Below are 20311 nucleotides of genomic sequence, written 5' to 3'. Positions count from 1 at the left end.
GCGTGCACAAATTCTTTCCCGCATGACGGGGCCGGGGCCGCCCGGCCGGACTGCCGGCCCGGCGCAGCGGCCGCCGCGGCCCGGGCCGTTTCCTCCGCGGCTGGGCCGTGCCGGACGGCTAACATCAGGCTATGAACTCCGCCACCGCCCCCGAGGCCATGCGCCCGGCCTCGGAACTCGAGTCCGGCAGCCACGCCACAAGCAAGGGCAAGGTCCTCGCGTGGGCCGCCTGGGACTGGGGTTCCGCAGCCTTCAACGCGGTGATGACCACCTTTGTGTTTACTGTCTACCTGACCTCCAAGGCCTTCGGCGGCGAAGACGAAGCCTCGGCGGTCCTGGGCGGCGCACTGGCCATCGCCGGGCTGGCCATCGCGCTGCTGGCCCCGGTCACCGGGCAGCGCTCGGACACCGGCGGCCGGCGCAAGCTCTGGCTCGGCGTCAACACCGCCGCGGTCGCCCTGCTGACCGGGCTCTGTTTCTTCGTTTTCCCCCGCCCGGAGTTCCTGCTCCTGGGAGTGACGCTGATTGCGCTGGGCAATGTGTTCTTCGAATTCGCCGGCGTCAACTACAACGCCATGCTGGCCCAGATCTCCACCCCCGCCAACATCGGCAAGATCAGCGGCTTCGGCTGGGCCTCGGGTTATGTCGGCGGCATCGTGGCGCTACTGATTGTGCTGCAGCTCTTCGTCCAGCCCAGCATCGACTGGTTCGGCGCCTCCACCGAGGACAGCCTGAACATCCGCCTCGTGGCGGTGTTCTCCGCCCTCTGGTTCCTGGTCTTCGCCATTCCGGTCATGTTCGCGGTCCCCGAGGTGCCCAAGGCCCGGCAGGCCGCACTAGGGTTCTTCGCCTCCTACGGCCTGCTGGTGCGCAGGATCCGCGCCATCTACCGGACCAGCCCGCACACGATCTTCTTCCTCCTCGCCAGCGCGATCTTCCGCGACGGGCTCGCCGCCGTGTTCACCTTCGGCGGGATTATCGCCGCCGGAACCTTCGGCTTTGAGCTCAAACAGGTCATCTTCTTCGCTATCTTCGGCAACGTGGTTGCCGCCGTCGGGGCCCTGCTGGGCGGCTTCCTTGACGACAAAGTGGGACCCAAGGCGGTCATCATCGGATCGCTGGCCGGCCTGCTGGTCGCGGGCAGCGTCCTGCTGGCCCTGGGCAACGGAACCTATTTCCTTCTCGGCATGGAATGGGCCGGCAGCACCACGTTCTGGGTATTTGGCTTGTTCCTGTGCCTGTTCGTGGGGCCGGCGCAGTCCTCGTCCCGCGCCTACTTGGCCCGGCTCGCCCCGCACGGAGAATCCGGCGAGCTGTTTGGCCTGTACGCCACCACCGGCCGGGCCGTTAGCTTCCTGGCGCCCGCGCTCTTCACCCTGTGCATAACCATCGCGACGCCCCTCGTTGCCCCCGGCGAAGCGCAGCGCTGGGGCATCCTCGGCATCATGGTTGTGCTGCTGGCCGGGCTGCTGGTTATGCTGCCCGTCAAGCCGCCGGGAAAGACCGAAATCGCCGTGGTGCCCGCGGCCTGAACCTGCCCCAAAACCCGGCAGGCGCACTAGGCTGGAGGCATGAACGTGGATGAGACAGACCTTCCCGGCCTGGGCCGGCGCAAGGACTTCATGACCGCCTCGGGGCGCCGGATCGGCGTCGTCGAGTACCGCGAAGGCCAGACCGAGCTGATCGTCTCGACCTGGGATGACCCGGACACCTGCCAGGCGTCCATTCCGCTGACCGCCGACGAGGCCGCCGCGCTCGGCAATCTGCTGGGAGGACAGCGCCTGGCCATGCAGTTGTCCGAGGCTCACCGGGAGGTCCCGGGGATCGTCACCCGGCAGTTCTCCATCGCGGCGGACTCCCCCTTCCAGAACCAGCCGATGGGGAAGGCCTGCATCCGGACGCGCAGCGGTGCCTCCATTGTTGCCATCATGCGCGAAGGCGAAGTCCTCCCCTCGCCCGGCCCCGACGTCGTTCTGCACCCCGGTGACCTGCTGGTCGCGGTGGGCACGCAGGAAGGCCTCGACACGGCAGCCAGCATCCTGCGCAACGGATAAGTGGCATGGATCCGCTCGCCCTGACCCTCATCGAACTGGGGGCCGTCGTGTTCTGCCTTGGCCTGCTGGCCAGGCTGGCCGGGCGGATCGGCATGTCCCCCATCCCGCTCTACCTCGTCGGCGGCCTGTTTTTTGGTGCCGGCGGGCTCGTCAAGCTGGAGGGGATGCACGAGTTTGCACATCTTTCCAGCGAAATCGGTGTCATCCTGCTCCTACTTATGCTCGGATTGGAATATACGGCGGCCGAGCTCGTCACCGGACTGCGGCGTTCCTGGCAGGCCGGCGTGCTGGACCTCGTGCTCAACTTCGTCCCGGGGGCGGCGCTGGCGCTGATGCTCGGCTGGGGACTCGTGGGGGCCATGGTGATGGGCGGCGTCACCTACATCTCCTCGTCGGGAATCGCCGCGAAGGTCATCACCGATCTGGGACGGATCGGTAACCGTGAGACGCCGGTGATCCTGTCCATCCTGGTGTTCGAGGATCTGGCCATGGCCGTCTACCTGCCGATCCTGACCGCCACCCTCGCCGGGGTGACGTTCCTGGTGGGCCTGCAGACGGTTGGCATCTCGCTCGCCGTCGTCACGCTGGTGCTGGTGGTCGCGCTGCGCCATGGCCACCACGTGTCCAAGGCCGTCCACAGCGAAAACTCCGAGGTGTTCCTGCTCAACCTGCTCGGGGCGGCGCTGCTGGTCGCGGGGCTGGCCGCCGCGATGCAGGTCTCGGCGGCGGTGGGCGCCTTTATGCTCGGGATTGCGATCTCCGGCGCCACCGCGCACAGTGCCACTCGGATCCTGGAGCCGTTGCGGGACCTGTTCGCGGCAATCTTCTTTGTGGTCTTTGGCCTGAACACGGATCCGGCGTCCATCCCGCCGGTCCTCGGCTGGGCGCTGGTCCTGGCAGTCCTGACGGCGGCAACGAAGATGATCACCGGAGTCTGGGCCGCCAAGCGGGCCGGGATCGCCATCGCCGGGCGCTTCCGTGCCGGGGCGGCCTTGATTGCCCGCGGCGAGTTCTCGATTGTGATCGCCGGGCTCGCCGTCGCCTCCGGCGTCGTGCCCCGCGAGCTCGCCGCCCTGGCCACCGCCTACGTGCTGATCATGGCCATCATGGGTCCGCTCGCAGCCCGCTTCGTGGAGCCGGTGGTACGGATGCTGCGGCGGCCGGCCCGGCGCGCGACGCTACCGGTCCGTCCGGCCGGCTGAGGGGCGGCCGGCTGACCGGCGGCCGGCCTAGATGTCGGTGCTGTTTAGATGTCGGTGCGGTGGAAGTTCAGGTGGCTGCGGCTCGCCGTCGGGCCGCGCTGGCCCTGGTAGCGGTTGCCGTACTCACCGGAACCGTAAGGATGCTCGGCAGCCGAGCTCAGGCGGAAGAAGCACAACTGGCCGATCTTCATGCCCGGCCAGAGCTTGATCGGCAGCGTGGCCATGTTGGAGAGCTCCAGGGTCACGTGGCCGGAGAAGCCCGGATCGATGAACCCCGCCGTTGAGTGCGTCAGCAGGCCAAGACGGCCCAGCGAGGACTTGCCCTCGAGACGCGCGGCGATGTCATCCGGCAGGGTGACGGTCTCGTAGGTGGACCCCAGAACGAACTCGCCCGGGTGCAGGATAAACGGCTCCCCCGGGTCCACCTCCACCAGGCGGGTCAGCTCGGGCTGGTCCTCGGCCGGGTCGATGTGCGCGTACTTGTGGTTGTCGAACAGCCGGAAGAACCGGTCAATCCGCACGTCCACCGACGACGGCTGGACCATGTCGGGGTCGAACGGCTCCAGCACAATCCGCTGGGAATCGATTTCGGTACGAATGTCGCGGTCAGAGATCAGCACAGGTTCAAAAATACCCCACTCGTTGCCGGCTGGTGGGCGTGGGGCCAGTGTTACAGCAAAATCACGCTAAGCCGCTTCCTGCCGGTGGTCCAGCAGGGACTTGAGCTGCTCCAACTGTTCCACCTGCCCCATCATTTCCCGGCGGAGCCTCGGGTACATCAGGAGCGAAAGCCCCGCATTGCGGGACCGGAGGGCGAAGCGGACGCGGGTGCGGGAGCCCTCAGTGCTGAGGTAGTAGCCCCCGTGCAGTTGCGCGGGTCCGGCAATCGCCTGGAACTGGATCTCGGCCCCGGGCCGGGTAGCGGTGAGCTGGAATTCCCCGGCGGCCGCGGGCCGCGCGGTCGCGGCCAGCCGGGGACGGTAGATGGCCCCTTTCGAGCAGGCCGTACCGGAGACCAGTTCAACGCCGCGAATCCCGTCACGCCAGGAGGGAAGATTACGCGGATCCAGCAGGAAGTTGTAGACGCTCATCGCGTCGCGCCGGATCACCACTTCGTACTCTGCAAAGGCCACGGAAATCCTCGCTCGGCGGGCGGCTGATGGACGTAGCCGGCTTCCCCGGAGACTGCAGCTAACCCCTTCAGGATAGCCAGCAACGCCGGCCCCGGGCAGATGCGGGGGCGGGCCTTTATCGAAGAGTTATGCGCCGCCCCCGGTCCGCGCCCCGGCTACTGTTTCACCATGAACAATCGTTTGGGCTGGCACGAATTGCCCGCCGCGGTCCGCTCCGGCGTCGAGGCCATCCTCGGCAGCCCGGTGGTGTCGGCCCGTTCGCAGAGCGGCGGCTACTCCCCCGGCAGCGCCGACAGGGTGCTGACCGAAGCCGGCGGCCGGTTCTTCGTCAAGGCGGTGGGCAGCGAGCCCAATCCAGACTCGCCGGGCCTGCACCGCCGGGAGGCCCGGGTGATGGGGCTCCTGCCGGGCCACCTTCCCGTGCCGAAGCTGGCCGGGGTGTACGACGACGGCGGCTGGGTCGCCGTCGTGCTGGAAGACGTCGAGGGCCGGCATCCCCGGCTCTCCGGAACCGAGCTCCACCGTGTGCTCGACGCGGTGGACACCATCGCCGCCGCGCCGCTGCCAGCTGATGCCCTCGCGGCGCTGCCGGCCCTGCCGGACGAGGTGCGGAGTGTCTTCGAGGGCTGGAAGCGGCTGCGCGGCGCTCCGTCCGCGGACCTGGACGCCTGGGCTGCTGCGCACCACGCGGAGCTGGAATCGCTCGCCGCCGGGGCCGCCGACGCGCTCCGGGGCGACCACCTGGTCCACGTGGATCTGCGCGCGGACAACGTCCTGGTGACCGGCGACGGCGGCGCCGTGATTGTGGACTGGCCGTGGGCGGCGCGCGGGGCCTCCTGGTTCGACGCGCTCACGGTCCTGATCGACGCCCGGGTCAGCGACCCGGGGTGCGACACGGAGGCGGCCCTGCGGCAGCACCGCGCCTTTGCCGGCGCGGCTGCGGAGCACATCGACGCCGTGCTGGCAGCCCTCGCCGGCTATTTCACCGACAGCGCCAGGGCACCCGCCCCGCCCGGCATACCAACCCTGCGGGAGTTCCAACGGGCCGAGGGTGCGGCCTGCCTCGCCTGGCTGAGGGAGCGCCGGGCAGCCAGCCGGGATCCGGCATCGCTGTTCTGGGAAATCCCCCGGCTGGGGTAAGGTAAGTCTCGTTGTTCCGCAGGAGTGGACCAGGATCCTGGACCCTCCCGCTGCGGCTGTAGCTCAATGGTAGAGCGCTAGCTTCCCAAGCTTGATACGCGGGTTCGATTCCCGTCAGCCGCTCCACTTTTCCCGCTTCCGGTTTTCGCGCCGGTTTCGGACCCCCGCTGCGCGGATCCGCGGAGCCCCTGTCCAAAACCGGCGCGGAAAGCTACGCGTTCCGGACAATCCGCAGCAGCCGCCGCCGGTCCTTCAGGTCCACCTTCAGCATCAGCTGCCCGCGGCGGGCCAGTACGACGGCGACTGCCGCCGCGGCCAGCGCCGGCACTCCGCCGGAAACGAGGATCGCCGTCTGCGGGTCCAGGTGCTCGGCCAGCCAGCCCATCAGCGGCCCCCCGATGGCCTGGCCGCCGATGAGCACCATAATGTACAGGCTCATCACCCGGCCGCGGATCCCCATGTTGGCGCTGACCTGGACCAGCTGGTTGGCTGCGGTCAGGAACATCAGGCACCAGAAGCCGGCCAGCACCATCGCCACCCCAAACCACTCCATCGTTGGCGCCGCTGCTGCCAGGCAGAGCATCAGCCCGTACATCCCGGCGCCCAGCACGACGGAGCGCAGCCGGAGCTGGCGCCGCCGGGCGGACGTGATGGCCCCGGCCAGTGCCCCGAGCGCCACCAGGGCGTTGAGCAGGCCGTAGCCGCCGGCACCGGCGTCGTACACGCGGTCCGCGAAGGCCGCCAGCAGCACCGGCAGGCTCATCGCGAACACCGCGATGAAGCCGGCCATCAGCCAGGGCCAGTAGATCGTGGGCTTGGCCAGGGCGTACTGCAGCCCTTCCCTGAGCATGCCCTTCCGTTTGGCGGCCGGCAGCGTGAGGTGCAGCTCGTCCTTGCGCAGGACCAGCAGCATGGTCACGGTGAAGCAGCACGCGACGGCGTTGGCGGCGAAGGCCCAGCCTGCCCCGACTGCGCCAAGCAGCACACCCGCGAAGGCCGGGCCGATCAGGCCGCCGAGCTGGAAGATCGTGGAGTTCACGCTGATGGCGTTGCGCAGGTAGGCCGGCCCCACCAGCTCGTTAACGAAGACCTGCCGGGCCGGCTGGTCCAGCACGGTGACCAGGCCCAGCGTCAGCGCGATCGCGTAAACGTGCCACACCTCGATCCGCTGCGACAGAGCCAGGCCGGCGAGGAGCGCCGCCAGCACGGCGGCGACGGACTGGCACAGCATGAGGATCCTGCGCTTGGCGAAACGGTCCGCCATCATGCCCGCCCAGGGGCCCAGGAACAGCGAGGGCAGGAACTGAAGGGCCACGGTGACGCCGACGGCGGTGACGGAGCCGGAGAGCTGCAGGACCAGCCAGTCCTGGGCGATGCGCTGCATCCAGAGCGCCACCACGGCGATGAAGTGTCCAATCGCGAAGATCCGGAAGTTGCGGACCTTGAGCGAAATGAATGTATGCCTCCACGGCAGCCGCTCGGTGACGACACCGATCTGGGCGGTGGAAGGCTGGGCGGTTGGCGGCAGGGGGACCTGCCGGAGTTGATCGTGTTGCGGGTCTGCGGCCTGGAAAGGCGGAGGGGGTGCCACGGAAAGTCCTCAAGGGAGCGGGTCAACGGGGTCGCCTTAACGCTATGCTGGCCCGAAACGATTATGGAAGGCTATTCTGCATATAACTAGCATCACGAATCGCAATGGGGGAGGCTGAGAGTGGACCGGTACGTCGACCAACTGGCCGGGAGGCCGCATGTTTGAACCCGCCCAGCTCCGTTCCTTCCTGGCCGTGGCCGAGACGCTCAGCTTCACGCGGGCCGCCGAGCGCCTGGGGCTGGCGCAGCCGACCGTCAGCCAGCACGTCCGGAAACTGGAGGCCGCAGCCCGGCGGACCCTGATCGCCCGCGACACCCGCGACGTGCGCCTGACGGACAACGGCGACGCCATGGCGGGCTTCGCGCGCAGCATCCTCGCCGCGCACGACTCCGCGGCCCGTTACTTCTCCGGTTCCGCGATGCGCGGCCGGCTGCGCTTCGGCACCGCGGACGACCTCGCCATCACGGGACTGCCCCGCATCCTGCGCGAATTCCGCCAGATCTATCCGCAGATCAACCTCGAACTGACGGTGGGACAGAGCGACCAGCTCTACAAGCGGCTCAACGCCGGGCAGCTGGACCTGGTCTTCGTCAAGTGGGTGGCCGGCGCCAAGGACGGCACCGTGGTGCAGCAGGACTCCTTCGCCTGGGTGGGGCTTGAGCAGACCTCCCTGGACCCCGGCCATCCCGTGCCGCTGATCGCCTACCCCGCGCCCAGCCTGAGCCGGAAGCTGGCCATCGATGCGCTTGAGGCAACCGGCCGCACCTGGCGGATCACCTGCACCACGCGGCAGATCAGCGGGGTACTGGCCGCCGTCCGCGCCGGTATTGGGGTCGCCGTGATGCCGTCCTCGCTGGTTCCGGAGGACCTGAAGATCATCACCCGGCGCTTCGACCTGCCCAGCGTCGGCGACGTCGACTTCACCCTGATCCGCAACCCGCTGGCCAACACCGAGGTCATCGAAGCCCTCACCCAGACCATCGTGGGACGCGCCCTGAACCGCTCCACCTAGTCCCCGCGCTCCCCTGTACCTACTCAGCCGCACCCCGCTACGTGCCACAAAATACTTGGCCGGCCGGGCCAGTACGCAGCCATTGAACGCAGGTGGTACTTGTCCTATCCTGACTGTGTTGAAGGTCAAGCAGAGGCCCGCCACAACATTTCGAGACAACGAACGCTGTCGCTGGCTGCTGCCATTCGGCTATGGCGGCAGGCTGCGGGGAGCGTTCGGGATAGGCCAGCAATGACGCCAGCCACACATCGTCCCCATCCCGCCATGCGACCCGGCCCGGTGCGGCACGGCCGCCCCTTGACTCCGGCCCACCCGCTGGCGGCCACGGCACCGCTGGCGGCGGCGCCGCCGCTGGAAAGCGTGCCGCATCCGCCGCTGGGCCGCCTCGACCCGCATGCCGCCTCCGTTCGCGTCGACGCGGACTACGTGGGCATCCCTTTCTGCGAACGGTGCGGGACGGATGAGTTCGTGTACCTCGAGTCGTTTGTTCCCGCGAAGCACCGACGCGACGGCTCGGTCAGCAAACTGGGCGAGGTGGCGTACTTCTGCTCCGGCTGCGAGGATTTCTCCGCGCACGCCGTTCCCGCGTCCTGGGTGCCGCCCGGCTGGTACCTGGGCTGAGCCTTAAACGGCCGTCGCCGCCGTGCCCACAGTTTGGCTGCGGTCACGGCGGCGACGCTGTCTGCCCTGGAGCGGCCCGGAGGACCGTCTAGATCAGGCCGTCCGAGAGGTGGTTGGCGGTGCCGAAGCGGTGCGCTGTGATGCTGACGGCCTGCTCGTGCAGGAACGGCAGCAGTTCCACGCGCCCGGCCTCGGTGACCGGGTGGGAGTAGACGGCCAGGTCGGGGCGGCCGCCGGTGGCTTCCGCCAACGCCTTCGCGTCGCCGCCGATCAGGCGGATGCGGGTCACGGGCAGTTTCGTTGCCGCGGCGAGCCTGGCCGCAGAGGCCAGCCACGCGGCGTCGTCCTCCACGGTGATGGCGACGCCCAGGCCGGACAGCACCGCACGCAGCTGGGCGGGCAGTTCGACGGCCCTGGACACCGTGAGCTCCGATCCTGCCTGGAGGCCGGCCGCAACCACCCGGACCAGCCCCCCAAGCGGTTCGCCGTCGGAGAGCCGCACCGTAACCGGCAACGGGCGGTAGCGGAAGACGTTGCGTTCGGCGCTCAGCCCGGAGACATCCTTGGCGGTGCCGAACTCCTCGGCCCAGGCCAAAGCGTCGGAGGCCAGCGAGCGCTGCAGCGGGGCCAGCTCCTCAGCGGTAAGGAAGCCCTTGGCGGTCTCCTCGATCCGGCGCACGCCGGAGTGTGCCGAGGTGGCCACGGCGGTGCTGGGCTTGCTGGCCCAGTCGCCGAGCCCTGCGAGGTAGTTGGGGCCGCCGGCCTTGGTGCCGGCACCAACGGCTGACTTCTTCCAGCCGCCGAAGGGCTGGCGCTGCACGATTGCGCCGGTGATGCCGCGGTTGACGTAGAGGTTGCCGGCCTGGACGGTGTCCAGCCAGAGTGCCAGTTCGTCGGAGTTGAGCGAGTGCAGGCCGGAGGTCAGGCCGTACTCGATCTGGTTCTGGATCGCGATGGCCTCCTCCAGGGTTTCGGCGGTCATCACGCCCAGGACCGGGCCGAAGAACTCGGTGAGGTGGAAGTAGGAACCGCGCCGCACGCCCGAGCGCACGCCCGGGCTCCAGAGCTTGCCGGCGTCGTCCAGCTGCTTCGGTTCCACGGCCCAGGCCTCGCCCTCGCCGAGGGTGGTCAGGGCGTTGAGGAGCTTGCCGCTGGCGGGCTCGATGATCGGCCCCATCTGGCTGGCCGGATCCTCCGGGTAGCCGACCTTCAGCGAGGTGACGGCGTCGATCAGCTGGTTGTGGAAGCGCTTGGACTTCGCCACCGAGCCGACGAGAATCACCAGCGAGGCCGCGGAGCACTTCTGGCCGGCGTGGCCGAACGCGGAGTACGCGACGTCCTTGGCCGCGAGGTCCAGGTCGGCGCTTGGGGTGACGATGATGGCGTTCTTGCCGCTGGTTTCGGCCAGCAGCGGCAGATCCTTGCGGAAGGAACGGAACAGCTCGGCGGTCTCGTAGCCGCCGGTCAGGATGACGCGGTCCACGGCCGGGTGCGAGATCAGCTGCTGGCCCAGTTCGCGTTCGCCCAGCTGCACCATGGTCAGAACGTCGCGCGGAACGCCGGCTTCCCAGAGCGCCTCGATCATGACGGCGCCGCTGCGGCGGGCCTGCTTGGCGGGCTTGATCACGACGGCGGACCCGGCGGCGAGCGCCGCGAGGGTGGAGCCGGCCGGGATGGCCACCGGGAAGTTCCACGGCGGGGTCACGACGGTGAGCTTTGCCGGGACAAAGGTGGCGCCGTCGACGTCGTCGAGCCGGCGGGCGGACTCGGCGTAGTAGTGCGCGAAGTCCACCGCCTCACTGACCTCGGGATCGCCCTGGTCGATGGTCTTGCCGGTCTCGGACGCCATGACCTCGAGCAGGTCGGCGCGGCGGGCCTCAAGGACGTCGCCGGCGCGGTGTAGGATTTCGGCGCGCTCGGCGCCGGTGAGGGCGCCCCAGGCCTTGCCCTTTTCGACGGCGGTGTCGATGACCGTGTTCAGGGTCTCGGCGTCGTTGATGGTGGCGGCCTCAACGGCGGCGTTGCCCAGCGTGGAGCTGGCGACACGGCCCAGGATGGCGCGGCCCCAGTCGCGGTTGGCCGGCAGCGACGGGTCGGTGTCCGGGGTGTTCTCGAACGAATCGTGCGGCAGCGGCGCGGCCGGGAGGCTGCGGTTCTGCCGGCGGTTCGGGGCCGGGACCTCGTCGTCGAGCTTGGCGAGGGAGGCGAGGAAGCGCTGCTTCTCGCGTTCGAACAGGGATTCGTTCTCGCTAAGTTCGAACACCGCGGACATGAAGTTGTCCTGGCTGGCGCCCTCTTCGAGCCGGCGGATCAGGTAGGCGATCGCGACGTCGAACTCGGCGGGGTGGACCACCGGCGTGTAGAGCAGGAGCGACCCGACGTCCTGCTTGACGGCTTCGGCCTGGCCCTGGGCCATGCCGAGCAGCATCTCGAACTCGATGCCCTGCTCCACCCCGCGCTGCTTGGCCAGCAGCCAGGCGAAGGCGATGTCGAAGAGGTTGTGGCCGGCCACACCGATCCGGATGTTGCCGATCCGGTCCGGGTGCAACGCGTAGTTGATGACGCGCTTGTAGTTGGTGTCCGAGTCCTGCTTGGTGTTCCAGGTGGCGAGCGGCCAGTCGTGCAGGGAGGCCTCGACCTGTTCCATCGGCAGGTTGGCGCCCTTGACCACGCGGACCTTGATGGCGGCGCCGCCGTCGGCGCGGCGGGCCGCGGCCCAGTCCTGCAGGCGGATCATCGCGGCGAGGGCGTCCGGGAGGTAGGCCTGGAGAACAATGCCGGCCTCGAGGTTCTTGAACTCCGGCTTGTTCAGGATCCGGGTGAAGACCGCGATGGTCATGTCCAGGTCCTTGTACTCCTCCATGTCTAGGTTGATGAACTTGGGCTTGGGGAACGACGCGGCGCGGGTGAAGAGCGGGGTGAGCTTCTCGACCACGTGTTCCACGGCCTCGTCGAAGGCCCAGGCGGAGTGCGGGGCCACGGTGGAGGAGACCTTGATCGAGACGTAGTCCACGTCGGGGCGGGCCAGCAGGGTGTGGGTGCCCTCGAGCCGGCGGGAGGCCTCGTGCTCGCCGAGCACCGCCTCGCCGAGGAGGTTGACGTTGAGCTTGATGCCGTCACGGCGGATCTTGGCGATGGCCGGGCCCAGCTTGGCGTCGGTCGCGTCGACGATCAGGTGGCCGACCATTTCGCGGAGCACGCGGCGGGCAACCGGGATGACCACCTGCGGCAGGACCGGGGCCATGGTGCCGCCGAGGCGGACCGCGCTGCGCATGTACCAGGGCAGGAAGGCCGGGACCTTGGGGGCCAGGGCGGCGAGGTTGCGCGCAGCGACCTGCAGGTCCTCGGGGCGGACGACGCCGTCGACGAATCCGACCGTGAAGTCCAGGCCGTTGGGGTCCTTCAGGACGCCGGCGAGCTGCTCCGCCGAGGCATCCACCGGGACCTTGGCCGCCTCGGTGAGCCAGCGGCGCACCAGGGTGATGGTCTCCTCGGCGAGGGCTGCGGCCTCAAGCACGGGCGAGCCTTCCGAGACGGCGGCGTGCGTGGCTTCGTTGCCCGCGTCCCCGCCGCTGGCCAGGCCGGATTCCGTTGAGGTGTTGGTCATGGTGGCACTCGTTCTTTCTCAATATGTGGACCGTTCTTGAAATCAGTATGAGAGCAAATTTTCATAAGATAAAGCGATGTTTTCTGAGCAATACTGGTTAGAAAAATCGAAGCTTCCGCGGGGCGATCCTCCCTCACGTTTGGCACCGAAACGACGAGCCCTCTCGCACCGGGCGCGGGAGGGTTCGCCGATATCGCGCCGGACCTGAGGGAGCGTCCGGGGAGGGGCCGCGGGATGGGCCGCAGCGGTGCGGCTAGCCGACGTGGCGGTGCATTTCCACGGCCTCCTGGTGCCGCGGGCTCTCCGGGTTCATCAGGGAGTGTTTCCGGCCGTAGCCGAAGTAGATGACCAGCCCCACTACCAGCCACACGCCGAAGCGGACCCAGGTCTCCCAGTGCAGCTGCAGCATGAGGAACGCCGAGGCGAGCATGCCGAACAGCGGGACCACCGGCATCAGCGGCAGCCGGAACGTGCGCGGGGCGTCGGGCTTTTTGTAGCGGAAGATGATCACCGAGAGGCAGACGACGACGAACGCGGCCAGGATGCCGATGTTCGTCAGGTCGGCAACGGCCTTGATCGGGAAGACGCCGGCCAACAGGGCCGAGGCCACGCCGGCGATCCAGGTGACGCGCTGCGGAGTACCGTGGCGGTCGGTCTTGGCGAACCAGCCCGGCAGCAGCCCGTCCCGGCTCATCGAGAACCAGACGCGGGTGACACCGAGCAGGAAGGTCAGCATCACGGTCAGGATCGACAGCACCGCAAAGACGGAGATGATCGTGGCGATGACCGGCAGGCCCACGCCGTTGAAGGCGGAGGCGAAGCCGGCCTTCGGGTCGATGTCCTGGTAGTTCTGCATGCCCGTGAGCACCAGGGTCGCGGCGACGTAGAGAAGCATGGCCACGATCAGGGACAGGATGATCGCCTTGGGCATGTGCTTTTTGCCGTCCGTGGCCTCCTCCGCCGCCGTACTCATCGCGTCGTAGCCGAAGACGGCGAAGAACACCGTGGCCGAGCCCGCCAGCACCGGACCGAACCCGCTGGGCATAAACGGGTTGTAGTTGTTGGTGTTGATGTAGAAGATGCCCAGGCCGATGATGAACAGGATCAGGACCACCTTGATGGCCACGGCCACGAGCTCGAAGCGGCCGAACGTCTTGGTCCCGCGGGAGAGGATCCAGGTCACGAGGAGGCACACGGCAATCGCGGGGATATTCACCACGCCGCCCTTGCCCTCATCCGCCGTCGAGGTCATCCAGACGGGCATGTGGATGCCGATGCCGGAAAGGAACGCGTCGAAGTAGCCGGAGATGCCGATGGCCACCACCGCCACGATGGCGATGTACTCCAGCAGCAGGTCCCAGCCGATGAACCAGCCGATCACCTCGCCCAGTGCCACGTACCCGTAGGTGTAGGCCGAGCCGGCCCGCGGGATCATGCCCGCGAATTCTGCGTAGGACAGCGCGGCGGCGGCGGACGCCAGCCCCGCGATCAGGAAGGAGAACAGCACCGCGGGGCCCACCCCGGGTTCGCTCTCGCTGCCGTGGGCCACCAGGCCCGCCAGCGAGAAGATGCCGACGCCGATAATGCCGCCGACGCCGATGGCCGTCAGCTGCCAGAGGCCCAGGCTTTTGAACAGGCCGCTGTGCTTGTTTTCCTCTTCAATGTCGTCGATGGGCTTGCGCCGCATGATCGATCTGGTCAAATCTCTGGTGCTCATCAGGGTCTCCTGCAGTGGGGTGTCGCCCATCAATCCGCCCTGTGATGGGGGTTACTCGATGACAACAGTATGCAAGCCCCATTGCATTAGATAAAGTGAATTCTCCTAATCAATAACCATTAGAATTCACAAAGGAATAGTGATGTTCGACGTCCGGCGCTTGCGCCTTTTGCGCGAACTCAAGATCCGCGGCACGCTGGCGGAAGTCGCCGAGGCGCTGCAGTACAGCCCGTCGTCGGTCTCGCAGCAGCTGGCGCTGCTGGAAAAGGAAGCCGGCGTCGAACTCTTGAGGAAAACGGGCCGCCGCGTACAGCTCACCCCGCAGGCCGAGGTCCTGGTCACCCACACCGCCCAGCTGCTGGAAACCCTGGAACAGGCGGAGGCCGATCTGGCCGCCTCGCTGACCACGGTGACCGGGACGGTGCGGATCGCCGTGTTCCAGTCCGCGGCACTGGCGCTTATGCCCGACGCCCTGACCCGGATGTCCTCCAGCTACCCGGAAGTCCGGATCGAGATGGTCCAACGGGAGCCCGAGACCGCCCTCCACGAGACGTGGGCGCGTGACTTTGACCTGGTCATCGCCGAGCAGTACCCGGGCCACGCGGCACCCCGCTACGCCGAACTGGACCGGGTCCGCCTGACCGGCGACGCGATCCGTCTGGCGGTTCCGCCGGCGTCCCCGGGCCGCCCCGCAATCACCACCCTCGCCGACACCAACGGGATGTCCTGGGTGATGGAACCCCGGGGCGCGGCGTCCCGGCACTGGGCCGAACAGGCCTGCCGGAGCGCCGGGTTCGAGCCCGATGTGCGCTTTGAGACCGCCGACCTGCAGGCGCAGATCCGGCTGATCGAGTCGGGCAACGCGGTGGCGCTGATGCCGGACCTGGTCTGGACCGGCCGGGGCACCACAGCCCAGCTGATCGAGCTCCCCGGCAGTCCGCACCGCACCGTCTTCACGTCGGTGCGCCGCTCCAGCGCCAATCGGCCCGCGATCGTCGCGGCGCGCCAAATCCTCGCCGAGACCGCCGCGTCGATCACCCCCGCCGCCTGAAGCCGTCCGCCACTGGTGTTGCCGCCGCCGTCGGTGTTCCCTGGCTCACAGCGCAGCCGCGGCGCCGGCGGTAGACTGATGACGTTATGAATCGAACAATGTTCAAGTCCAAAATCCACCGCGCCACGGTCACCCACGCGGACCTTCACTATGTCGGCTCGGTCACCGTGGACCTGGACCTGCTCGAGGCCGCCGACATCCTCCCCGGTGAACTCGTCGCGATCGTCGACGTCACCAACGGCGCCCGGCTGGAGACGTACACCATCGCCGGCGAGCGTGGATCCGGCGTCATCGGCATCAACGGCGCGGCGGCGCACCTGATGCACGAAAACGACATCGTCATCCTGATCACCTATGCGCAGATGACCACGGAAGAGGCCAAGGCCTACAACCCCAAGGTGGTCCACGTGGACAAGGACAACAAGGTGGTCCAGATCGGCAACGATCCGGCGGAAAGCCACACGGCCGGCCTCCTGCGCCCTCCGCACGCGTTGAACAACGCCACCCTGAACTAGCAGCGCCGGAGTGCTAGGCGTCCTTGCTGGATTCTTCGTCGTCTGGTTCATCATCCTCGTTGGCATGTTCGTCGGCCGGCGCAACATCCTGGGCGAGAACGCCCGCTCCGTCCTCAGCGCCCTGACCTTTTTTGTGGCGAGCCCGGCCCTGCTGTTCGAGACGCTCAGCAAGGCCCGCCTCCACGACATCTTCGCGGCGCCCCTGCTGGTGACCGCTGTGGGTGCCATCACGACGGCGGCCCTCTACTTCGGCATCGTGCGGTTCGTCCTTAAACGGCAGCTCCCGGAGGCCCTGGTGTCCTCCATGAGCGCCTCACTGGCCAACTCCGCCAACCTTGGCATTCCGATCGCCGTCTACGTGCTCGGCGATGCCAGCTATGTGGCGCCCTTGCTGATCTTCCAGCTCGCCTTCTTCACCCCGATGTACCTGCTTATCCTCGATGCCACCACCAGCGCCCACCGGACCACCCCCTTGAGCTTCGTCCTGATGATCCTGCGCAACCCGATGATCGTGGGCTCCGGCCTGGGACTGCTCGTCGCGGGGACCGGCTGGGAAGTACCGGCGCTCATCCTGCAGCCCATCCATCTGATCGGCGGGGCCGCGATCCCGGCCATGCTGTTGTCTTTCGGCATGAGCCTGAACGGGTCCCGGCCGCTGCAGGCCTCGGCCGCGCGGCGGACCGACACCCTGCTGGCTACCGGCTTCAAGCTCATCGTCCACCCGCTGCTCGCCTTCCTCTTCGCCCGCTTCGCCCTCGGCCTGCAGGACACCGCGCTGTTCGCCGTGGTGGTCACGTCCGCCCTGCCCACGGCGCAGAACGTCTATGTGGTGGCCAACCGGTACCGGACCGGACTCACGGTCGCCAAGGACACAGTCCTGGTCACCACCGTCGTCGCGGTCCCCGCCATGATCGGGGTGGCGCTGCTTCTGGCCTGAGGCCGCCGGGCACCCACCCGGCACGCCGCACCCCGCGTGGCCTGCGCGGGCTCCGGCACCGGCGCCGGTAGGCTGTGAAAGGCCGAAAACCGGCCCGGAAACAGGCACAAACTGGGGGAACGATTGCGCAAGATTAGCGCCGGAAACGGCAGGTTGGCCGGCACGGCACCGGGATCGATGCGCCGGGGCGTGGACTGGATCGCCTGCGGCGTGGCAGGGCTGCTGCTGGTCTCGTCCACCGCCTGCGCCGGCCCGGCCACGGTAACAACGGCCCCAGCCGCGCCGAGCGCCTCCGCCACGGCAGTCTCCGCCACGCCGTCGCCCACGCCGAGCCCGTCGGCCGACGCCGGCGCCCCGCTGGATCCGGACACCGCCCCCGCCGTCAGCCTGGCCGGCGCCTCGGCTCCGCGCCAGCAGCCAGCCTACGCCAGCAAGGTCCTCGACGTGTTGGCCACCCTGCCGGTCAAGGGCCGGGCGCCCAAGACCGGGTACTCCCGCGACCAGTTCGGCCAGGCCTGGGCCGACGTCGACCGCAACGGCTGCGATACCCGCAACGACACGCTCCGCCGTGACCTCACGGCGGTGGCGCTCAAGGCCGGAACCCGTGACTGTGTTGTGCTCTCCGGCGCCCTTAACGACCCCTACACTGCGAAGCTGATCAACTTCGTCCGCGGCAACAGCACCAGCGCCGCCGTCCAGATCGACCACGTTGTGGCGCTCAGCGACGCCTGGCAGAAGGGCGCCCAGCAGCTCAGCCCGGCCCAGCGGCTCGCCTTTGCCAACGACCCGCTCAACCTCCTCGCCGTGGACGGTCCGGCGAACATGCAAAAGAGCGACGGCGATGCCGCCACCTGGCTGCCGCCGAACAAGTCCTACCGCTGCGCCTACGTGGCCCGGCAGATCTCGGTCAAGGCCAGCTATGCACTCTGGGTCACCCAGGCGGAACACGATGCCATGGCCCGGATCCTGGGCGACTGCCCGGACGCCCTGGCCCCCACCAGCGAGCAGCCGCCGGCCCCCGCACCGGCCGCCGCGGCTCCGCCCGCCCAGCCCGCCGCACCGCCCGCGGCACCGGCACAGGCGGCCCCGGCCCCCGCTCCCGTCCCGCCGGCACCCGCACCGGCCGCAGTGTTCTACGCCAACTGCGCTGCCGTGCGGGCCGCGGGGGCAGCGCCCATCCGCCGCGGGCAGCCCGGATACAGCAGCAAACTGGACCGCGACGGCGACGGGGTGGCCTGCGAGTAGGCGCGGCGGGCCCGCACTCCGACTGCTAACAGGCTGGCGCCTGGTACTCGTAGGCTCCGGCGTCGGCCCCTCCGTCACCCTGGCAGTCGCCGTTCTGGGCGACGGGTTGCCCATCGAGGTCCACGGTGAAAGGGCTGGAGCCCGCGCGGTCAATCGCGGGGCTCAGGCTGGTCGGGTGGAGGTCGGTCGGTGCGTCCACGAAGCCCGCCGGCTCCCTCGTGGAAGTGCCGCTGGGTTCCACCGAGCTGGGCCCGTTGAGGACGTTCTCCTGTTCGGTCCAGCCCGAGCCGTCGATCCAGAGCGAATTGCGCACCGCGACGAGGATGTTCCCCCGAATGACCGTGGAAGCGGGGCACGCCGCGTGGCACACCACAGCCTGGGACTCCGGGCCGTCAAGCCATACGGTGTTGAATTCGAAGACGGTGCCGTCCGTTGGGCCGAAAGATGACTTCGGTCCGCGGGCGATCAGCCCGGTGGCCTGGGAGCAGTTCTCGCCGCAGCTGGAGCGGATCAGGTTGTAGCGGTAGGTGTTGCCGTCGGCTGCGGCCCCCGGTGAACGGCCGATCTCCGAGAACACGTTGTTGTCCACAGCCACGTTGTGGTGGATGCTGTTCCGGCTCCCGTTGAAGATTTCGAAGGCGCCGCCGTCGTGGGAAAAATCGTAGGACTTCGCCGTGGATCCGGTGACGGTGTTGCCGGTGAACTCGTTGTCACTGCCGTTGATCAGCACGCCGAAGGCGCCCGAATCATCGTTGCAGCTCACGGATTGCGGGGTGCCGCAGTTGATCCCGGGCGTATTGACGTTCATCACGTCGTTGTTGGCCAGGTTGTTGTTCACGTAGTGGCCGAAATCCGAGCCCTGGCCCACCTTGATGCCGGCGGCGTTGTGGGTCGCCGTGGAGTTCTTGAGGGTGGTGTTGTCGCCGGAGATGCTGAACCCGGCGTACCCGCAGGAATCGGCGCGCAGGCCGTCCACCGTGATGAAGTTTCCGTTGATCGTGACGCAGTTCGCGCCCTGCCCGCTGGATTCACCGCCGGTGAGGGTCGGCGAGCTTCCGGTGCCGTAGCTGTTCAAGGTGATGGCTGCGTCGGCCGTGCCGCTCTGGTTGACCACGATGCTGCCGGTCCAGGTGTCGCCCCGCCGGAAGCTCACGGAGTCGCCGGCCTTCAGCGCCGTGGTGTTGAGCTTTAGCAGGGACTGCCAGGCCGAGTTGGGCGAGGTTCCGTCGCTGTCATCGTTGCCGTCTACGCTGATGAAGTAGGTGGTGCCGGCAGCGGCGGCCGGCGCCCAGCTTCCCGCAAGGGAACCTCCCAGCAGCACGAGGACCACCAGCAGGGGTGCAGCTATGGACTTGATCTTCATAGTGACACCTGGACTTCTGAAGATGAATCCGGACCGCGAAGCGGGGTTGTGGCCGGCGGCCTGGGTGCAGCCCGCGGCAGGCTTAACGCTAGGGGCGCCCCGCTGCCAAGTCAACGATTCCGGCAGCCTCCGCGAGGAGCTCGACGGACCGAAGCCTGTCCTCCACCCGGGCGCTCTGGTGCGCGACGATCAGTTCGTCGGCGTCGGCGTGCGCCGTGAACTCCTCGAGGTAGTCGACCACGGCCCCCGGGGTGCCCACCGCGGAGTACTTCATCATCTGCGCCATGTGCTGGCCCTGGGGCGAATCCAGGATCATGTCCGCCTCGTCGTCGCTGAAGACGCGGCCGTTGCCAAAGAACAGCGACACCCGGGCCCGTTTGGTGGCCTGGAACATTTCCTGCGCATCGGCAGCGGAGTCCGCGGCGATCACGTTGACGCCGGCGATCACGTGCGGGGCGTCCAACTGCGCGGACGGCCGGAACTCGCGGCGGTAGAGGGCCACGGCGTCCTGCAGGGCGTTCGGGGCGAAGTGCGAGGCGAAGGCATACGGCAGTCCGAGCTGAGCGGCCAGCTTCGCCCCGAACAGCGAGGATCCAAGGATGTACAGCGGCACGTTGGTGCCCTGGCCCGGGGTGGCCTCGACGCCGGGGATGCGGGTGGGCCCGCTCAGGTAGCCCTGCAGCTCCAGGACATCCTGCGGGAAGCTGTCCGCGCTCATCGGGTCCCGGCGCAGCGCCCGCATGGTGTTCTGGTCGCTGCCCGGGGCGCGGCCCAGGCCCAGGTCGATCCGTCCCGGGTGCAGGGTCTCGAGCGTGCCGAACTGCTCGGCGATGGTCAACGGCGAGTGGTTGGGCAGCATCACACCGCCCGCCCCGAGCCGGATGCTCTTGGTCTGTGCGGCAACGTGGGCGATCAGCACGCTGGTCGCGGAGGAACCGATAGAGGACATGTTGTGATGCTCGGCGTACCAGATGCGGCGGTAGCCAAGTTCCTCGGCGCGCTGCGCCATGGCCACGCTGCCGGCGAAGCTGTCTGCCGCCGTCTGGCCCTTGCCGATGATTGCCAGGTCAAGGATGGAAAGCGGAACAGTCACGGAAAAGCCGGCCTTTCGTTGCGGAGCATG

17 protein-coding genes and 1 tRNA gene are annotated in these 20311 nt (G+C 68.3%); 11 read left to right on the top strand and 7 right to left on the bottom strand.

Annotation, left to right across the window (positions count from 1 at the left end; all coding sequences use genetic code 11):
- Nucleotides 1-131: 131 nt before the first annotated feature.
- From AC6I9V_RS09535 to AC6I9V_RS09525, 3 genes are read left to right on the top strand one after another with little or no spacing between them, the layout of a single operon-like run.
- Nucleotides 132-1532: an MFS transporter gene (locus tag AC6I9V_RS09535; RefSeq protein ID WP_497899220.1), complete on the top strand. Its 1401-nt coding sequence runs from the start codon at nucleotides 132-134 to the stop codon at nucleotides 1530-1532.
- 39 nt (nucleotides 1533-1571) lie between these two features.
- Entirely contained in the window at nucleotides 1572-2054 is a 483-nt protein-coding gene (locus tag AC6I9V_RS09530; protein ID WP_175322308.1) for a cation:proton antiporter regulatory subunit, read from the top strand.
- Between the two features lie 5 nt (nucleotides 2055-2059).
- Complete coding sequence (locus tag AC6I9V_RS09525) at nucleotides 2060-3256, top strand: cation:proton antiporter (protein ID WP_497899219.1); 1197 nt, start codon at nucleotides 2060-2062, stop codon at nucleotides 3254-3256.
- Between the two features lie 44 nt (nucleotides 3257-3300).
- Here AC6I9V_RS09525 and dcd read toward each other — a convergent pair whose 3' ends face one another.
- Together dcd and AC6I9V_RS09515 are read right to left on the bottom strand one after the other, a co-directional pair.
- Nucleotides 3301-3876 (bottom strand): dCTP deaminase, encoded by a 576-nt coding sequence (gene dcd, locus AC6I9V_RS09520; protein ID WP_349413948.1) that lies wholly within the window; start codon nucleotides 3874-3876, stop codon nucleotides 3301-3303.
- Nucleotides 3877-3942: 66 nt separating this feature from the next.
- On the bottom strand, nucleotides 3943-4389 hold the full coding sequence (locus AC6I9V_RS09515; RefSeq protein ID WP_497899218.1) for an SRPBCC family protein: 447 nt from the start codon (nucleotides 4387-4389) through the stop codon (nucleotides 3943-3945).
- 168 nt (nucleotides 4390-4557) lie between these two features.
- Here AC6I9V_RS09515 and AC6I9V_RS09510 point away from each other — a divergent pair, with 168 nt between their 5' ends.
- Together AC6I9V_RS09510 and AC6I9V_RS09505 are read left to right on the top strand one after the other, a co-directional pair.
- On the top strand, nucleotides 4558-5529 hold the full coding sequence (locus AC6I9V_RS09510; protein ID WP_497899217.1) for a phosphotransferase: 972 nt from the start codon (nucleotides 4558-4560) through the stop codon (nucleotides 5527-5529).
- Nucleotides 5530-5581: 52 nt separating this feature from the next.
- Nucleotides 5582-5655: transfer RNA gene (locus AC6I9V_RS09505), tRNA-Gly, on the top strand.
- A gap of 85 nt (nucleotides 5656-5740) precedes the next feature.
- Here AC6I9V_RS09505 and AC6I9V_RS09500 read toward each other — a convergent pair.
- A complete protein-coding gene (locus tag AC6I9V_RS09500; protein WP_497900295.1) occupies nucleotides 5741-7057 on the bottom strand; it encodes an MFS transporter in 1317 nt (438 codons plus the stop codon).
- 220 nt (nucleotides 7058-7277) lie between these two features.
- On the opposite strand from AC6I9V_RS09500, the gene AC6I9V_RS09495 reads away from it, so the two are divergent.
- Nucleotides 7278-8132, top strand: coding sequence for a LysR substrate-binding domain-containing protein (locus tag AC6I9V_RS09495; RefSeq protein WP_146336389.1), 855 nt, complete (start codon nucleotides 7278-7280; stop codon nucleotides 8130-8132).
- Between the two features lie 297 nt (nucleotides 8133-8429).
- Entirely contained in the window at nucleotides 8430-8753 is a 324-nt protein-coding gene (locus tag AC6I9V_RS09490; protein WP_497899216.1) for a hypothetical protein, read from the top strand.
- 88 nt (nucleotides 8754-8841) lie between these two features.
- Here the strand turns inward: AC6I9V_RS09490 and AC6I9V_RS09485 are convergent, their stop codons facing one another.
- A complete protein-coding gene (locus AC6I9V_RS09485; protein WP_497899215.1) occupies nucleotides 8842-12360 on the bottom strand; it encodes a bifunctional proline dehydrogenase/L-glutamate gamma-semialdehyde dehydrogenase in 3519 nt (1172 codons plus the stop codon).
- A gap of 253 nt (nucleotides 12361-12613) precedes the next feature.
- Complete coding sequence (locus AC6I9V_RS09480) at nucleotides 12614-14077, bottom strand: amino acid permease (RefSeq protein ID WP_349413941.1); 1464 nt, start codon at nucleotides 14075-14077, stop codon at nucleotides 12614-12616.
- Between the two features lie 142 nt (nucleotides 14078-14219).
- Between AC6I9V_RS09480 and AC6I9V_RS09475 the strand changes: the two genes are divergently transcribed.
- From AC6I9V_RS09475 to AC6I9V_RS09460, 4 genes are all read left to right on the top strand, one after another.
- The gene (locus AC6I9V_RS09475) at nucleotides 14220-15128 is read left to right on the top strand and encodes a LysR family transcriptional regulator (RefSeq protein ID WP_497899214.1); all 909 of its coding nucleotides are present in this window, start codon (nucleotides 14220-14222) and stop codon (nucleotides 15126-15128) included.
- An 86-nt stretch (nucleotides 15129-15214) separates the two neighbouring features.
- On the top strand, nucleotides 15215-15643 hold the full coding sequence (gene panD, locus AC6I9V_RS09470) for an aspartate 1-decarboxylase (RefSeq protein ID WP_186372184.1): 429 nt from the start codon (nucleotides 15215-15217) through the stop codon (nucleotides 15641-15643).
- 10 nt (nucleotides 15644-15653) lie between these two features.
- Nucleotides 15654-16580, top strand: coding sequence for an AEC family transporter (locus tag AC6I9V_RS09465; RefSeq protein WP_497899213.1), 927 nt, complete (start codon nucleotides 15654-15656; stop codon nucleotides 16578-16580).
- A gap of 123 nt (nucleotides 16581-16703) precedes the next feature.
- Nucleotides 16704-17825, top strand: a complete 1122-nt coding sequence (locus AC6I9V_RS09460; RefSeq protein WP_497899212.1) for a GmrSD restriction endonuclease domain-containing protein — start codon at nucleotides 16704-16706, stop codon at nucleotides 17823-17825.
- A gap of 25 nt (nucleotides 17826-17850) precedes the next feature.
- On the opposite strand, the gene AC6I9V_RS09455 is transcribed toward AC6I9V_RS09460, so the two are convergent.
- A complete protein-coding gene (locus tag AC6I9V_RS09455) occupies nucleotides 17851-19188 on the bottom strand; it encodes a polysaccharide lyase domain-containing protein (RefSeq protein WP_497899211.1) in 1338 nt (445 codons plus the stop codon).
- Nucleotides 19189-19276: 88 nt separating this feature from the next.
- Nucleotides 19277-20281 (bottom strand): LLM class flavin-dependent oxidoreductase, encoded by a 1005-nt coding sequence (locus AC6I9V_RS09450; RefSeq protein WP_497899210.1) that lies wholly within the window; start codon nucleotides 20279-20281, stop codon nucleotides 19277-19279.
- Nucleotides 20282-20311: the final 30 nt, after the last annotated feature.

Source organism: Arthrobacter sp. SlRoot2-15, from assembly GCF_059739345.1.
The sequence above is the reverse complement of the archived record's forward strand: the minus strand, read 5'-3'. Positions and strand labels throughout refer to the sequence as shown.

What these genes read in the sequence shown, in the direction of transcription:
- AC6I9V_RS09535 (WP_497899220.1), top strand. Translation starts at nt 132, where the DNA reads ATGAACTCCGCCACCGCCCCCGAGGCCATGCGCCCGGCCTCGGAACTC.
- AC6I9V_RS09530 (WP_175322308.1), top strand. Translation starts at nt 1,572, where the DNA reads ATGAACGTGGATGAGACAGACCTTCCCGGCCTGGGCCGGCGCAAGGAC.
- AC6I9V_RS09525 (WP_497899219.1), top strand. Translation starts at nt 2,060, where the DNA reads ATGGATCCGCTCGCCCTGACCCTCATCGAACTGGGGGCCGTCGTGTTC.
- AC6I9V_RS09510 (WP_497899217.1), top strand. Translation starts at nt 4,558, where the DNA reads ATGAACAATCGTTTGGGCTGGCACGAATTGCCCGCCGCGGTCCGCTCC.
- AC6I9V_RS09495 (WP_146336389.1), top strand. Translation starts at nt 7,278, where the DNA reads ATGTTTGAACCCGCCCAGCTCCGTTCCTTCCTGGCCGTGGCCGAGACG.
- AC6I9V_RS09485 (WP_497899215.1), bottom strand. Translation starts at nt 12,360, where the DNA reads ATGACCAACACCTCAACGGAATCCGGCCTGGCCAGCGGCGGGGACGCG.
- AC6I9V_RS09480 (WP_349413941.1), bottom strand. Translation starts at nt 14,077, where the DNA reads ATGAGCACCAGAGATTTGACCAGATCGATCATGCGGCGCAAGCCCATC.
- AC6I9V_RS09475 (WP_497899214.1), top strand. Translation starts at nt 14,220, where the DNA reads ATGTTCGACGTCCGGCGCTTGCGCCTTTTGCGCGAACTCAAGATCCGC.
- panD (WP_186372184.1), top strand. Translation starts at nt 15,215, where the DNA reads ATGAATCGAACAATGTTCAAGTCCAAAATCCACCGCGCCACGGTCACC.
- AC6I9V_RS09455 (WP_497899211.1), bottom strand. Translation starts at nt 19,188, where the DNA reads ATGAAGATCAAGTCCATAGCTGCACCCCTGCTGGTGGTCCTCGTGCTG.